Below are 15,047 nucleotides of genomic sequence, written 5' to 3' on the forward strand. Positions count from 1 at the left end.
GTCCGGCCGTGTCCGGACCGGGCCCCCGCCCTGCCGCCGCCGCGACCCCGAGGAGAGCCCAGTGCGCCTGTCTGACCTGCGCGGACGTACCGTCGCCGTCTGGGGGACCGGCCGGGAGGGCCGGGCCGCTGTGACGGCGATCGCCGCGCACGGCCCCGCCGAGCTGGTCGCCGTCGACGACAGCGCCAACTTCCTGTCCCTGCCCTGGGACGGCCCGCTGGCCGAGGCGGCCCCGCTGGTCACCGGGGAGGCCGGCTTCGCCCGGCTGGCCGCCGCGGACGTGGTGGTCCGCTCGCCCGGCGTGCCGCAGACCCACCCCTGGCTGATCGAGCTGCGCCGACGCGGCGTGCCCGTCACCCAGGGCACGGCGCTGTGGATGGCCGACCACGCCGCGCGCACGGTCGGGGTCACCGGCAGCAAGGGCAAGAGCACCACCTCCAGCCTGATCAGCCACCTGCTCACCGCGATGGGCCGCCCGAACGTCTTCGGCGGCAACATCGGCGTGCCGACCCTCGACCTGCCGGAGGCGGAGCTGTACGTGCTGGAGCTGTCCAGCTACCAGTGCAGCGACCTCACCGACTCGCCCCGGGTGGCAGTGGTCACCGCCCTCTTCCCCGAACACCTGGACGCGCACGGCGGTGAGCGGGAGTACTACCGCGACAAGCTCAATTTGCTCGCCCACGATCCGCAGACGATCGTGGTCAACGGCGCCGACCCACGGCTCGCCGCCGAACTGGGGGAGCTGCCGGCCGTCCGCGCCGGCCGACCCGACACCACCCACGTCGCCACCGGAGCGGACGGCACGCAGTGGTTCCACCTCGGTGACCAGCCGCTCTTCCCCCGCGCCGTGCTGCCGCTGGTCGGCCGGCACAACGAGGGCAACCTGTGCGTGGCCCTGGCCGTGCTCGACGCGCTCGGCGTGGACGTGGTGGCCGGCAAGGACCACCTCGCCGTCGCGGTGGCCGAGTTCCAGGGGCTGGCCCACCGGCTCACCGAGATCACCGACCCGTCCGGCTTGACCTTCGTCGACGACACCCTGGCCACCAGCCCGTACGCGGCCATGCACGCCATCGACGCGTACGAGGGGCGGCCGTTGACCGTGATCGTCGGCGGGACCGACCGAGGGCTGGACTACACGCCCCTGGCCGAGCACCTCGCCGAGCGGGAGCTGACCGTGATCGGCATCCCGGACAGCGGCGCCCGCATCGTCGCGGCCCTCGACGGCCTGCCCAAGGTGCGGACGGAGTTGGTCGACGACCTGGTGGAGGCGGTCCGGCTGTCCCGGGAGGTCACCCCGGCCGGTGGGGTGGTGCTGCTGTCCCCGGCCGCGCCGAGCTACGGCCGGTTCCGCAACTTCGAGCACCGCTCCGAGGTCTTCGCCCAGGCCGTCGCCGACACCGCGAGCTGAGCCCGGGTCACCGCCGGGCGACCTGGTCGTGCAGGGCGCGCATCGAGCGGATGGCTGAGCGGATCTCCTGGAGGTAGCGCCCCGGCGTGAGCGTCTGCTCGGGCAGCACCGCGAGGTCGGCAAGCGTCGGGTCCACCCCGACGGTCTCGATGCGGCACCCGTACGGCACGGCCAGCGTGCGCAGCGCGTCGCAGTGCTGGAACGGCACGTAGATCGGCGCGGTGACCATCAGCACCTCGTCGTCCGGCGCGAGCCGGACGTGCTCGGCCCAGAATCGCTGCGTGTCGGCGGTGTGGGCGCGCCGCCGGTGCGGTTCGCTGGACGGCGCGGCCAGCACCCGTACCGCGGGCAGGCCCCTCGGCCGGTAGGTCCGCGACGACCAGGAGTGGTGGGGGTGGCCGGCGTCGACGCCTGCCTGCTCGGCCGGGGCGGTCACCCCGAACACCTGCCGGACCGCCGTGTCCAGCACGTCCACCTCGGTCTCGTCCGGCGGCAGCCCCGCGTCGGCAAGGGTGGCGCGTTCCCACTCGGACAGTGGTCGGAAGCTGCCCAGCACGGCGACCTCGCCGGTCACCCGCAGGCCGGTGCGCAGCAGGTGCGAGGCGTACGCGACGCGACGCACGCAGGCGTGCGCCAGGCCGCCCAGCACGACCAGGTGGGCGTACGCCGAGCGGGCCGGCGGCGTCGCCCGCGCCATGCCGAGCGCGGTGGCCGCGTCGAGGACCAGCCTGGACGTGAGCGCGTCGAAGGCCGGCTCCCGGGCGTCCGGGCGTTCCCGCCCCTGCCGGAAGTCCCAGTGCCGGGCGGAGAAGTCGTCGAGGAAGCGCAGCACGTCGGCGAGGTCGCCGGCCGGCCAGTCACCGCCGAAGTGCCGGACCAGGCCGCGGAGCGGGGTGGAGTCGACCCAGGCCCGGACGTCCGCCGTGATCTGCTCGGCGACCGTCCCGGTGGACGGAGCCGCGTCCGCGCTCTGCACCTGCCGGATGCTACCGCCCCGGCTCGGCGGCGCTTGCGATTGTGGCCAGCGTCTACCCTGGCGGCACCGGCTGAGGGGAGACGTGCGTTGGCCCGTGACATGCCCCGGAACGTGCCCCGTCCGCGGTTGCGGGGGCGCGGCGGCGCGTCCGACGGTTTCGCGCGTCTGGTGGCGCACACCGACCCCGTGGCGTTGGTCGGCATCACGCTGTCGATCAGCCTCAGCGTCATTCTCGACCTCACCAACGCCGCCTCCGGGGTGGAGTCGCTGCTGGCCGGCCTGATGGGCATCACCATCTCGCTGCTGGTGGACTCGCTGGCCCGCGCGGAGCGCCGGTTCCACCTGCGGACGTTGCTGGACGGCCCGCCGTGGCTCGTCCACACCACCACGGAGCTGGCCGGGGCCATGCGGGAGGCGGCCGAGCAGCACGCCGGTACGCGGGTCGCGGCGGAGGCGCAGCGGCGCTACGAGCAGTTCCGGCTGGAGGCCGAGCAGCTCGCGCAGGGGCGGATCATCCGGCGCGGCGACGAGGACGAGGACCTGGTCGGCGCGACCCGCGACTGCGTGCACCGGCTGGACGCGTTGACAAACGTGATGCCCCGGGTGAGCGGGGAGCTGAGCTGGTGGCGCAGCGAGATCGGCCGGCGCTACTGGGAGGCGAACATCGCTGCCCTGCAGCGGGGTGTCCGGATCACCCGGGTCTTCGTCTACGCCACGCTTACCGACGAGCTGTCCGACCTGGTGCAGCGGCAACGCGCGGCCGGGGCGCGGGTGGGTCTGCTGCCCTTCGGTGTGGTCAGTCCACAGCTCCTCGTCAATCTGACAATCTGGGACGGGTCGAGCTGTTGGGAGGCCCGGATGACCGCGCACGGGGAGATCGGCGAGAACCAGTTCTCGGTCAACCGGGCGGACGTCGAGCGTCTCGGTCGCGTGTTCGACGTCTGCGTGAACGCCGCGACCTTCCAGGACTGACGGCGGAGACGGGGACGCCATGACGTGGAGCGCGGTCCTGCTGGTGACTGTCGTGGTCTGGGCGGTCAGCGTGATCCGCTCGGTCCGGCTCCGGGCGCTTGTCTACAGCCTGCCGTTGCCGATGACGCTCGCCCTGGTCAGCACCCCGTACGGGGTGGGCGGCGCGCAGGTGCTCGGCGTGCTCGGGCTCAACCTCTTCTTCGTCACCGTGGCGGTCACCCACCAGCGGATGCGCTGGCCGATCCTGCTGGCGGACGGCGCGGGGATCGGTGTGTACGTGGCGCTGAGCGCCGGTCTGCTGGCCGTCGACATCCCGTTCGAGGTCGCCCTCGCCGCCACTCTCGTGCTCTGGCTGGCGGCCGTGCTGTTGCTGCGCCGTCGCGCCCGCTTGCGCACCGCAGCCGCTGACGACCCGGTCGCCGTCGCCGAGACGCGTACGGACGGTCTGCCCGCGCTGCTCAAGCTGGTGGTCATCTTCGTGGGGGCGATCCTCACCGCGTTGCTCGGCACGGTGCTGCGCGGCATGGTGGTGACGTTCCCGTACTCGGGGGTCCTGGTCGCCGTCGAGGCTCGCCGTCAGTTGTTCGAGTTCAGCGGGCACTTCGTCCGCAACAGCCTCGCGCTTGTCGGTTTCCTCACCGCGTACCACTACGTGCAGGGTGTCTCGCCGGCCGTCGCGCTGGGTGCCGGCTGGGTGGCCTTCGCGGTGGTCGCCGCCGCCCTGCACCTGCCGCTGCGCTCCCGTGGAGCCGCCGGGGCCAGCCCGCCGAGACGCGTGTCGAGACCGCTGCGGCCGGCGGCCGATCCTCCCACCCCTACCGGCCTGCCCTGACCAGCTCGGCGATCTCGCTGAGCGGTGCGGCGTACGCGGGCCAGTCGAGGCCGTCGACGCTGAGGGTGGGGCGGCGGCGTACCCCGTCCACCGCGCCCGCGCGCACGATCGCGGTCAGCAGGTCGTACGACCACGCGGGCTTCAGGAGCGTCCGAAGCTCGGGCACCTCGGGGCGCAGCAGCGACAGCGCGCCGACGAGGGCGGCGGCGGCCCAGTTGGAGGTGCCGCCGACGAGCAGCGCGTCCGCGCCCACCACGCACCGGATCCGCTCGCCCGAGGCGACCACCCGTCCGATCAGGTCCGCCGGCAGCAGGCCCATGCCGAGTTCGTTGCCGCCGTCGCCGATGCCGATCCGAAAGGCCGACCCGGCGCGGTAGAGCCGGTCCAGGGGCGCGGTGTGCGCGCCGATGTCCTCGCCACGCATGTTGCGGGGGCGCCCGTCCACTCCGGGTCCGGCCCGTTCGCAGGCGATGAGGTGCGTCAGCCGACCGTAGCGGGGCAGGAGGGCTGCGGCCCACTCCTCGTACCCCCGCAGTGGCGCGACGTCCACCGGCAGGCCCGGCGCGGCGGCGGCGACTGCGGCCTCGACGACCGGCGCGCAGGGCTCGTCGGTGACGAGCCGGCACCGGCCGCCGAGCAGGCGCAGCGCGGCGGCGATCTGCACCGCGCCGAGCGGGCCGTCGGTCTCCGCGGCCGGCGGTTCGGCGCCGGGGATGAAGAACCCGGTGAACACCGCGGCGTCCGGCGCGCCGGCGGCGAGCGACCGGGCGGCGGCCGACAGTCCGCCGGCCGCCGGCGCGGCCAGCGCCTCGCTGCCTCGGCCCACCTCGCGGGCGGCGACGCGTTCCAGCGCGGCGATGGTCTCGTCGATACGCATCGCGTGCCTCCCCGGCGAGAGTGGACGGACCCAGGGTAGGAGACCCCGGCCAGCGAGGCTCCCCACCCCGATCTGAACGGTCACCGCAGGCGGTGGTGATAACGGTTCGACCCTCAGGACTTGAAGTCGCGGCCTCGCTGTCGTAGAAATTCTTCAGCAACAACGCGTTAACTGAAGAGAATCGACGTGCCTCGCGCGGCGGACACCTTCCCCCACTTCCGGCGATCCGCCCGACCCGACCCGAGGAGACCTGATGAACAGGCGTGACATCCTGCGGCGCAGTGCCGCTGCCGGCCTGCTGGCCACCCCCGCCGCCGGCCTGTTGGCCGGTTGTGCGACAGGCGGTGGCGGTGACAAGGGCGATGCCGGCACCTACCAGGGCACCAAGAGCGCCGAGAACCCGCTCGGCGTGAAGGAGGACGCCCCGCTCGAGGTGGTGATCTTCGGCGGTGGGTTCGGTGAGGAGTACGCCAAGGCCCACGAGGCCATGTACACCGAGAAGTACCCGAAGGCGAAGATCAAGCACTCCGCCACCCAGGAGATCAGCAAGACCCTCCAGCCGCGCTTCGTCGACGGCACCCCGCCCGACGTGGTCAACAACTCCGGCGCCGGCCAGATCGACTTCAACGGCCTGGTCAGCCAGAACGCCATCGCCGACCTGGGCGACCTGCTCGCCGCGCCGAGCCTCGACGTGCCAGGCAAGACGGTCCGCGAAACCCTGCTGCCCGGCGCGGTCGAGGTCGGCTCGTACGACGGCAAGTTCCTGGTGCTCAACTACACCTACACGGCGTACGGCATCTGGTATTCCAGCAAGCTCTTCGCCGACCGCGGCTGGTCGTACGCCAAGAACTGGGACGAGCACATCGCCCTCTGCCGGCAGATCAAGGCCGCCGGCATCGCCCCCTGGACGTACGCGGGCCTGCACCCGCGCTACATGAGCTGGCCACTGATCGCCACCGCGATCAAGCTCGGCGGACCGTCGGTGGCGACCGCTATCGACAACCTGGAGCCGAACGCCTGGAAGTCCGACTCGATGCGGACCGCCGCCGACGCGTGGCACCAGATCATCAAGGACAAGTTCATCCTGGAGGGCTCGCCCGGCCTGGACCACAAGCAGTCGCAGACCGCCTGGTGCCAGGGCAAGGCCGCCTTCATCTCCTGCGGCTCCTGGCTGGAGAGTGAGCAGAAGGACGTCACGCCTGCCGGGTTCAACATGACCATTGCGCCCACCCCGAGCCTGGGCAGCGGCGACAAGCTGCCGTTCGAGGCGATCCGGGGCACCGCCGGTGAGCCGTTCATGGTGCCCGCGAAGGCCCGCAACCTCGCCGGTGGCCTGGAGTACTTCCGGACCATGCTGTCGCGCAAGGGCGCCCAGGACTTCACGAAGAAGGTCGCCAGCCTCACCGTGGTCGCCGGCGCGAGCGAGGGCGTCGAGCTGCCGTACGGGCTCAACACAGTGGTCAAGGCGCTCGACGCGTCCGGCGCCAACGGCTTCAACTGGGTCTACAACAACTACTACCGCAAGCTGGAGCGCAATCTCGTCGACGCGGCGTGCGGCGAGTTCTTCAGCGGCCGGATCGGCCCGGCGGAGTTCCTTGAGCAGTGCCAGAAGGGCGCCGACTCGATCGCCCAGGACAGCTCGATCAAGAAGTACAAGCGAGCGGCCTGACCGCCCGGCCGGTGGGGGAGAGATCCACCCCCACCGGCCGTACCCAACGGAAGGGGTCCCCTCGTGAGACATGGCAAGTGGCCGCTGATCGTCACGTTCCTGGTGCCACCGGTGCTGCTGTACGTCTTCTTCGTCGTCTCGCCGTACCTGCAGGCGTTCCAGATCTCCACCACCGACTGGCTCGGCTACTCCGCCGACGCCAACCCGGTCGGCCTGGCGAACTTCAAGGCCCTGTGGCACGACGACTACGTCTGGAACGCGCTGACGAACAACGCGATCCTGCTGGCACTGGTGCCCGTGCTGACCATCGGGTTCGGGCTCTTCTTCGCCACCATGCTCGCCCTGGGCGGGCGCCGGGGCCGCGCCGGGGTGACAGGGGTACGCGGCGGCGCTTTCTACCGCACCGTGTACTTCTTTCCCCAGGTGCTCTCCGTGGTGATCATCGCGCTGCTGTTCAAGGAGGTCTACCACCCCAACAAGGGGCTGCTGACCAGCGCGCTGCACGCCGTCGGCCTGCCCGCGCCGACCTGGCTCGGCGACCCCGCGACCGCCTTCTGGTGTGTGCTGGCGGTGATGGTGTGGAGCAACGTCGGCTTCTACGTCGTCCTGTTCGGCGCCGCGATGTCGGCCGTGCCGAAGGAGATCTACGAGGCGGTGCTGCTCGACGGCGCGTCCCGCTTCACCACGCTGCGGCGGATCACCCTGCCGCTGCTCTGGGACACCGTGCAGGTCGCCTGGGTCTACCTGGCGATCTTCGCCCTGGACGGCTTCATCCTCGTCCAGCTGATGACCAACGGCGGGCCGAACTTCTCCACCGACGTGATCGGCGTCCGCATGTACGACACCGCCTTCGGCAGCGAGACCAAGTTCGGCTACGCCTCGGCGATCGGCGTGGTGATGTTCTTCCTGACCCTCTCGGTGGCGGTGCTGTCGCTGCGGGTCGGCCGGCGCGATCGGATCGAGTACTCGTGACCACAATGGACCAGCCCACAGTCACCGCGCCGACGCCGGCCGCCGGTCGGGACCGCCCGGTCCGCCGGGAACTCGGCGTCGCCAACGCTCTCTCGCACGGCTTCCTGCTGCTCTGGGGCCTGCTCACCGTCCTGCCGCTGCTCTGGATGTTCCTCAGCTCGTTCAAGACCAACGGCGAGATCCTGGCCGACCCCTGGGGGCTACCCGAGGCACTGCGCTGGGACAACTGGGCGCGGGCGTGGACCGGGGCGCACATCGGCAGGTACTTCCTCAACAGCCTCGTGGTGGTCACCGGCTCGGTGAGCCTCACCATGCTGATGGGCGCCGCCGCCGCGTACGTCTTCGCCCGCTATGAGTTCCGTGGCCGGCAGATCTTCTACTACCTGTTCGTGGGCGGCCTGATGTTCCCGGTGTTCCTCGCACTGGTGCCGCTGTTCTTCGTGGTCCGCAACGCCGGCCTCTTCGGCACCTGGACCGGCCTGATCCTGGTGTACGCGGCGTACTCGCTCCCGTTCACGGTGTTCTTCCTGACCGCTTTCTTCCGGACCCTGCCGACCTCGGTGGCGGAGGCGGCCATGGTCGACGGCTGCGGTCACTTCCGGCTGTTCTTCCGGGTGATGCTCCCGATGGCACGTCCGGGACTGATCAGCGTGGGGATCTTCAACTTCCTCAGCCACTGGAACCAGTTCCTGCTGCCGCAGGTGCTGATGCAGGGCGACGAGTCCAAGTGGATGCTCGCCCAGGGGTTGTTCGCGCTGTCGGTGAGCCAGGGCTACGCGGGCGACTACGCCCGACTCTTCGCCGGGCTGAGCATCGCGGTGCTGCCGGTGCTGGCGATCTACGTGGCCTTCCAGCGGCAGGTCCAGGCCGGCCTCACCGCCGGCCAACTCAAGTAGGACACAGTCACTACTGACCGATCCCGATCATCCCACCGGCCGCCCGGCCAGCCCTCCAGAGCCGGCCCCGCCCACCCGACCCACCCAAGATCCGCGCAACTTCGGTGAAACTGCTGCTGCACGGCTCGTCGAGGCAGCAATTTCGCGGATCTTGGCTCGAGCGCGATCCTGGGCGGGGCGGCGCGGTGCGGCCCCGGGGCGGCGCGGGGGCGGCCCGGGGCGGTGGGTGGGTGGGTCAGGGGTTGGGGAAGAGTCGGGCGTGTAGGGCCGCTGGGTCGGTGACCTCGGGGAGGTCGCGGGCGGCGAGCCAGGCCGCGGCGGCGGCCCCGTCACCGGCGGTGCGCAGGGGCGCGGACGGCCAGCGTCGGCCGACCTCGGCGCGGACGGCAGTGGCCAGCGGGGTGTCCGCGGTGAGCAGCCCGCCGCCGAGGACCACGGGCGTCGTCGCCCCCGCCGGACGGATCCGGCCGACGCTCTCGGCGAGGTGGGCGGCAGCCTCCGCGATCAGGGCGGTGGCGACCGGTTCGCCGTCGGTCGCGGCGGTGACGACAAGTGGCGTCAGCCGGGCAAGCTCGATCGGCGGCCGGCGGGTGACCGCCTGGATCGTGGCGTCCACTGTGTCGCGAGGGCGGGGAGCGACGTCGGCGCTGCCCAGCAGGTCGGTGAGCACCGCCGCGCCCAGCGTGCCGGGGGCACGGCCGGCGTCCAGGTCGGCGAGGAGCCGGCGGACCGCCTCGCGGCCGAGCCAGAAGCCCGACCCGGTGTCGCCGAGCAGCCAGCCGTGGCCGTCGGCGATCCGGTCGAGTCGCAGGTCGGTGACCTGCGCGGTGATCGCGCCCGTGCCGGCGATGAGCACCGTCCCGTCGGGCTCGGCGGTACCGGAGGCGTAGGCCACCAGGGCGTCGCCGTGCACGGCGTACGGGCAGCGTAGGCCGGCGTCGTGCCAGGCCCGGTCGAAGGCGGCCCGGCCGGCGGGGTCGGCGAGCAGCCGGGGGGCGCCGGCCAGCCCGATGGTGCCGGCGGCCACCCGGGTCGGGTCGACGTCGGCGAGCGCGGCGCGCAGCGCGGTCAGCAGTTCGGCGGCGGCCCGTTCGGCACCGTGGCTGGTGGGGTTGCCACCGCCGGCCCGACCGGTGCCGAGGCGTTCGCCGGTGAGGGTCAGGGCGGTCGCCCGGGTGGACGTACCCCCGACGTCGAGACCGACCACGACGGTGTCGGACATCGGCACGAGCCTCCTTGCGCTGGCGGTACTGGGCCTGTTCATGCTGGTCGGCGCGGCCGCGTAGGGCAACTTCGGGCGGCCGCGAGGGCCAGTGCGCCAGGTAACAGTTTGAAAACTTCGCCCACAGTCTTGACACGGAGGGCCGTTCAGTAAGAACTTTTACCACTAACAGTTAACAGTCTTTTCGGAAAGGTGAGGCGTCCCATGGTTGATCACGAGGTGGACACCGTCGCGGGGACCGCGATGGTCGACGCCCCCGTGACCGACCGACGACACTCGCCCTCCAACGGCGTGCTGGCCCGGGTGCGCAACAGTCTCGGCGAGCTGACCGGAGCGCTGCGCCGGGTCGCCGAGCACGTGCTCAGCGACCCGGAGGCCGCCGCGCGCTCGACAATCGTGGAGCTGGCCGAGCGCAGCGGCACCTCGCCGGCCACCATCACCCGCTTCTGCCGGGCGATGGGCTTCGAGGGGTACGCCGACCTGCGGCTGGGCATCGCCGCCGAGACCGGCCGGGCCCGCTCGGCCGGCTGGACCGTCGACATCGGCCGCGAGATCCAGCCGAACGACCCCCTCGCGCGGGTCCTCGACCAGATCATGGCCGCCGACACCAGGGCCATGCACGACACCGCGGCGCTGCTCGACCTCGGGGAGGTGGAACGCGCCGCCGTGGCGATCGCCGGCGCCAGCCGGGTGAACATCTTCGGCGCCAGCGGCAGCGCCCTCGTCGGCGAGGAGATGCAGTTCAGCCTGCACCGCATCGGCGTGGCCGCCTGGGCCTGGAGTGACGTGCACGAGGGGCTGGCCAGCGCCGCGCTGCTCGGTGTCGGCGACGTCGCGCTCGGCATCTCGCACACCGGGCAGACCAGGGAGACCATCGAGATGCTCGCCGAGGCGGGCAGCCGGGGCGCCACCACTCTCGCCCTCACCGGCTTTCCCCGCTCACCGCTGGCCGAGCTTGCCGACATCGTGCTGCTCACCGCGAGCCAGGCCACCACCTTCCGGCCGGACGCGCTCTCCGCCCGCCACCCGCAACTGGTGGTGCTCGACCTGCTCTACATCGCCGTCGCCCAGCGCACCCACGACCGCGCCCACGCGGCCTTCCGCCGTACCGCGCAGGCCGTCGACGGGCACAAGGCCGCGAAGGGAACCCTCTCATGATCAGTGCCCAGGGGTACGCGGACGCCGTCCGCCCCGTGCTCGACCGGCTGCTCGACTCGGAGGCCGACGGGATCACCCGGGCCGCCGACCTGATCGCCGACAGCCTGCGCTCCGGCGGGGTGCTCCAGGCGTTCGGCGCGGGGCACTCCGAGGCGTTCGCCGCCGAGCTGGTCGCCCGCGCCGGTGGGCTGGTCCCCACCAACCGGCTCTCGGTACGGGATCTGGTGGTGCACGGTGACGCCCCGCGTGACGTGCTCGCCGACCCCAAGCTGGAACGCGATCCCTCCATCGCCCACCAGATCTACGCGCTCGCGGCGCCCCAGCCGCGCGACGTGTTCGTGGTGGCGTCCCAGTCCGGCATCAACGGCTCGGTGGTCGAGCTGGCGGCGCTGGTCACCGAGCGCGGTCACCCGTTGATCGCGGTCACCTCGGTCGAGCACACCGCACGGGTGGCGCCACGGCACCCGTCCGGTCAACGGCTCGCCGACCTCGCCGACGTCGTGCTGGACAACGGCGCGCCGTACGGTGACGCACTGCTGCCGCTCGAGGGCGGCGGCGCGGTCTGTGCGGTCTCCTCGGTCACCACGGCGCTGCTGGCGCAGTTGCTGACCGCCGAGGTCGTACGACGGTTCCACCAGGCCGGGGAGGTACCCCCTATCTACCTCTCCGCCAACGTCCCCGGCGGGGACGAGCACAACAACGCCCTCGAGTCGCGGTACGCCGGACGTCTCCGGCGCACCGCCTGACCCGAATTCCACAAGGAGAGACGACGATGTCGATTACCCCCGAGCACCCGGCCGCACTCGACCGTCGCACGGTGCTGCGTCGCGCCGCCGCCGTGGGCATGCTCGCCACCCCGGCCATCGGCCTGCTCAGCGCCTGCGCCACGAGCAGCGGTGACAAGGAGAACGAGCAGGTCGCCGGCGGCACCAAGAGCGAGAAGAACCCGCTGGGCGTCAAGGAGGACGCGCCCATCGAGGTGATCATCTTCAACGGCGGCTACGGCGAGAAGTACGCCACCGACGTGCACGAGCCGCTGTACAAGACCGCGTTCCCCAAGGCGGAGATCAAGCACCAGTCCACGCAGGCGGTCTCCACCGTCCTGCAGCCGCGATTCGCGTCCGGCAACCCGCCGGAGTTCGTGAACAACTCGGGCGAGAAGCTGATGGACTTCGGCGCGCTTGTCGCCGACGGCCAACTCCAGGACCTCACCGAGCTGTGGGACGCCCCGTCGGTCGACGACCCGGCCAAGAAGGTCCGCGACACCGTCGTGCCGGGCACCGTCGAGGCGGGCTCGTTCAACGGCAAGCCGTACGTGCTGTACTACGTCTCCACCGTCTTCGGCATCTGGTACTCGGCCAAGCTCTTCAAGGACAACGGCTGGGCGCCGGCGAAGACCTGGGACGAGTTCATCACCCTGCTCACCGCCATCAAGGCCAAGGGCATCACCCCGTACGGCTACGCCGGGGCGAACGCGGCGTACTACCAGTGGAACGTCATCCTCACCCAGGCCGCCAAGCTCGGTGGCGTCGAGGTGCTGAAGAACATCGACAACCTGGAGGACGGCGCCTGGAAGCAGGACGCGGTCAAGCAGGCGGCCACGGCGTGGGCCGAGGTCGGGGCGAAGTTCAGCGACAAGAGCTTCGAGGGGCTCAAGCACACCGACGTGCAGCTGCGGCAGAACCAGTACAAGGTGGCCCTGTACCCCAGCGGTGACTGGCTGGAGGGCGAGCAGAAGAAGGACACCCCGGCCGGCTTCGACTACCAGCTCATGCCGGTGCCGAGCCTCACCGCGTCGGACAAGCTGCCGGCGACGGCTCTGCGGGCCACCGCGGGCGAGGGCTACTTCGTCTCGGCGAAGAGCAAGAACCCCAAGGGCGGCCTGGAGTACATGCGCCAGATGCTGTCCAAGGCGGGCGCGAAGGGCTTCACCGAGGTGGTCAAGGCCCCGACCGTGGTCACCGCCGGCTCGGAGGGCTTCGCCTTCCCGCCCGGTGTGGCCAGCTCGCAGGCCGCGCTCAAGGCGGCCGGGCAGGACGTGTTCAACCTGTACTTCGACGGCTGGTACAAGGAGCTCGACACGGAGGCGCGCAGCGCCACCAACGAGCTGATGTTCGGCCGGATCAACGCGGACGCCTTCGTGGAGCGGATCCAGAAGCGCGCCGACGCGATCAAGAAGGACAGCTCGGTCGCCAAGTTCAAGCGCTGATCGATCGGAGCTAGGGTCATGCGGCACGGCAAGTATCCATTCGTGATCGGGTTCCTGTTCGCCCCGGTCGCGCTGTACGTGACATTCGTGATCTGGCCGTACGCGCAGGCGTTCCAGATCTCGATGACCAACTGGCGAGGGCTCTCCGCCCCGCAGTGGGTGGGCTTCGACAACTACCGGAGGCTGCTCGACGACGGCGCCTTCTGGAAGGCGGTCCAGCACCACGGCGTACTGCTGCTTGCCCTGCCGCTGATCACCATCGCCATCGCGTTGTTCTTCGCCTTCCTGCTCAACGTGGGCGGCAAGAGCAGCGGCGGTCAACGCCAGGGGGTCTGGGGGGCGAAGTTCTACCGGGTGGTGTTCTTCTTCCCCCAGGTCCTGGCGGTGGCGATCATCGCGGTGCTGTTCCAGATGGTCTACCGGCCGAACGAGTCGGGTCTGATCAACGGCGTGCTGATGAAGCTCGGCCTGGACCCGATCCTCTTCCTGGTCAAGCCGAACCTGGCCCTCTGGTCGATCCTCGCGGTGCTGGTCTGGCAGGCCGTCGGCTTCTACGTGGTGCTCTTCTCGGCCGGGATGGCCTCCATCCCGGGTGAGATCTACGAGGCCGCGGAGATGGACGGGGCGAGCAGGGTGACGCTGTTCTTCCGGGTCACCCTGCCGCTGCTCTGGGACACCCTCCAGGTCGCGTGGGTGTATCTGGGCATCGCGGCGTTCGACGCGTTCGCCATCGTGGCGGTGCTCTCGGTGGACGGGGGTGGCCCGGACGGCGCCACCACAGTCCTGGCCATGGAGATCTACCGCAACGCGTTCGTCTACTCGAAGTACGGCTACGCCTCGGCGATGGGCGTGGCGCTGTTCTTCCTCACCCTCACGTTCGCGGCGCTGACGCTGCGGCTCACCAAGCGGGAAAGCGTGGAGTACTGATGAACCCGCAGTCGACGCTGCCGCCGACGCCGGCGGCCCTACCGCCGAAGACCGGCGGCCCGTCCGCGCCCGGCGGCCGGCGCGGCAAGGACCCCCGCTCGGAGGTACGGCTCTTCGCCGGCCTGGGGCACGTCGCGCTCGCCGTGTGGGCGGTGATCGTGATCGTGCCGATCCTCTGGACCTTCCTCGCCGCGTTCAAGAACACCAGCGAGATCTTCAGCAGCCCGTGGACGCTCCCGGCTGAGCTGCGGTGGGAGAACTTCGGCCGGGCGTGGACCAAGGCGCACGTCGGCCGGTACTTCCTCAACAGCGTCCTCGTGGTCTCGTGCAGCACGTTCCTCACCATGCTGCTCGGCTCGATGGCGGCCTACGTGCTGGCGCGGTACCGGTTCTGGGGCAACCGGGCGATCTACTACCTGTTCGTCTCGGGGTTGGCGTTCCCGGTCTTCCTGGCCCTGGTGCCGCTCTTCTTCGTGGTGAAGCAGCTGGGCATGCTGGACACCTACCAGGGCGTGATCCTGGTCTACACCGCGTACTCGCTGCCGTTCACGATCTTCTTCCTGGCCGCGTTCTTCAAGACGCTGCCGACGTCGGTGGCCGAGGCCGGGATGATCGACGGCGCTGGGCACACCCGGCTGTTCTTCCAGGTCATGATGCCAATGGCGAAGCCGGGTCTGATCAGCGTGGCGATCTTCAACATCATCGGGCAGTGGGCGCAGTACCAGCTTCCGTTGGTGCTGCTCTCCAACGCCAAGGACAAGTGGGTGCTCACCCAGGGCATCGCCGACATCTCGGTCAACGCCGGCTACGAGGCGGACTGGTCCGGGCTGTTCGCCGCGCTGACGATCGCCATCCTCCCGATGATCATCGTGTACGCGGTCTTCCAGCGTCAGATCCAGGCCGGCCTCACCTCCGGCGCGGTGAAGTAG

Annotated in this window: 14 protein-coding genes; 11 read left to right on the forward strand and 3 right to left on the reverse strand. The window is 70.9% G+C overall.

Annotated elements, in window-relative coordinates:
- The first annotated feature begins 61 nt into the window (after positions 1-61).
- Complete coding sequence (murD, locus tag AB0K10_RS27725; RefSeq protein ID WP_363688220.1) at positions 62-1,408, forward strand: UDP-N-acetylmuramoyl-L-alanine--D-glutamate ligase; 1,347 nt, start codon at positions 62-64, stop codon at positions 1,406-1,408.
- Between the two features lie 7 nt (positions 1,409-1,415).
- On the opposite strand, the gene AB0K10_RS27730 is transcribed toward murD, so the two are convergent.
- Positions 1,416-2,384: a hypothetical protein gene (locus AB0K10_RS27730; protein WP_363688222.1), complete on the reverse strand. Its 969-nt coding sequence runs from the start codon at positions 2,382-2,384 to the stop codon at positions 1,416-1,418.
- An 87-nt stretch (positions 2,385-2,471) separates the two neighbouring features.
- Between AB0K10_RS27730 and AB0K10_RS27735 the strand changes: the two genes are divergently transcribed.
- Both AB0K10_RS27735 and AB0K10_RS27740 read left to right on the forward strand, forming a co-directional pair.
- A complete protein-coding gene (locus AB0K10_RS27735; protein ID WP_363688224.1) occupies positions 2,472-3,356 on the forward strand; it encodes a hypothetical protein in 885 nt (294 codons plus the stop codon).
- A gap of 19 nt (positions 3,357-3,375) precedes the next feature.
- The gene (locus AB0K10_RS27740; RefSeq protein ID WP_363688226.1) at positions 3,376-4,188 is read left to right on the forward strand and encodes a hypothetical protein; all 813 of its coding nucleotides are present in this window, start codon (positions 3,376-3,378) and stop codon (positions 4,186-4,188) included.
- On the opposite strand, the gene AB0K10_RS27745 is transcribed toward AB0K10_RS27740, so the two are convergent.
- A complete protein-coding gene (locus AB0K10_RS27745) occupies positions 4,172-5,065 on the reverse strand; it encodes a glutamate cyclase domain-containing protein (protein WP_363688228.1) in 894 nt (297 codons plus the stop codon). The two genes, AB0K10_RS27740 and AB0K10_RS27745, sit on opposite strands and share 17 nt — an antisense overlap.
- A gap of 253 nt (positions 5,066-5,318) precedes the next feature.
- Here AB0K10_RS27745 and ngcE (AB0K10_RS27750) point away from each other — a divergent pair, with 253 nt between their 5' ends.
- The 3 genes from ngcE (AB0K10_RS27750) (at position 5,319) to AB0K10_RS27760 (ending at position 8,602) form a co-directional block, all read left to right on the forward strand.
- Positions 5,319-6,734 (forward strand): N-acetylglucosamine/diacetylchitobiose ABC transporter substrate-binding protein, encoded by a 1,416-nt coding sequence (gene ngcE, locus AB0K10_RS27750; RefSeq protein ID WP_363688230.1) that lies wholly within the window; start codon positions 5,319-5,321, stop codon positions 6,732-6,734.
- A 63-nt stretch (positions 6,735-6,797) separates the two neighbouring features.
- Positions 6,798-7,706, forward strand: coding sequence for a sugar ABC transporter permease (locus tag AB0K10_RS27755; RefSeq protein ID WP_363688232.1), 909 nt, complete (start codon positions 6,798-6,800; stop codon positions 7,704-7,706).
- Positions 7,707-7,711: 5 nt separating this feature from the next.
- On the forward strand, positions 7,712-8,602 hold the full coding sequence (locus AB0K10_RS27760; protein ID WP_363688412.1) for a carbohydrate ABC transporter permease: 891 nt from the start codon (positions 7,712-7,714) through the stop codon (positions 8,600-8,602).
- Positions 8,603-8,837: 235 nt separating this feature from the next.
- Here the strand turns inward: AB0K10_RS27760 and AB0K10_RS27765 are convergent, their stop codons facing one another.
- On the reverse strand, positions 8,838-9,824 hold the full coding sequence (locus tag AB0K10_RS27765) for a BadF/BadG/BcrA/BcrD ATPase family protein (RefSeq protein ID WP_363688234.1): 987 nt from the start codon (positions 9,822-9,824) through the stop codon (positions 8,838-8,840).
- A gap of 204 nt (positions 9,825-10,028) precedes the next feature.
- Between AB0K10_RS27765 and AB0K10_RS27770 the strand changes: the two genes are divergently transcribed.
- Genes AB0K10_RS27770 through AB0K10_RS27790 form a run of 5 tightly spaced genes read left to right on the forward strand, consistent with a single transcriptional unit; the run spans position 10,029 to position 15,047 of the window.
- Positions 10,029-10,982, forward strand: coding sequence for a MurR/RpiR family transcriptional regulator (locus tag AB0K10_RS27770; RefSeq protein WP_363688236.1), 954 nt, complete (start codon positions 10,029-10,031; stop codon positions 10,980-10,982).
- Positions 10,979-11,728 (forward strand): SIS domain-containing protein, encoded by a 750-nt coding sequence (locus AB0K10_RS27775; protein ID WP_363688238.1) that lies wholly within the window; start codon positions 10,979-10,981, stop codon positions 11,726-11,728. The genes AB0K10_RS27770 and AB0K10_RS27775 overlap by 4 nt, the downstream gene beginning before the upstream one ends.
- Positions 11,729-11,754: 26 nt before the next feature.
- On the forward strand, positions 11,755-13,191 hold the full coding sequence (gene ngcE / locus AB0K10_RS27780) for an N-acetylglucosamine/diacetylchitobiose ABC transporter substrate-binding protein (protein WP_363688240.1): 1,437 nt from the start codon (positions 11,755-11,757) through the stop codon (positions 13,189-13,191).
- A gap of 18 nt (positions 13,192-13,209) precedes the next feature.
- Entirely contained in the window at positions 13,210-14,118 is a 909-nt protein-coding gene (locus AB0K10_RS27785) for a sugar ABC transporter permease (RefSeq protein ID WP_363688242.1), read from the forward strand.
- Positions 14,118-15,047 (forward strand): carbohydrate ABC transporter permease, encoded by a 930-nt coding sequence (locus tag AB0K10_RS27790; RefSeq protein WP_363688244.1) that lies wholly within the window; start codon positions 14,118-14,120, stop codon positions 15,045-15,047. The genes AB0K10_RS27785 and AB0K10_RS27790 overlap by 1 nt, the downstream gene beginning before the upstream one ends.

This window comes from Micromonospora sp. NPDC049274, assembly GCF_040678875.1.
In the GTDB taxonomy this organism is placed as follows: Bacteria; Actinomycetota; Actinomycetes; order Mycobacteriales; family Micromonosporaceae; genus Micromonospora.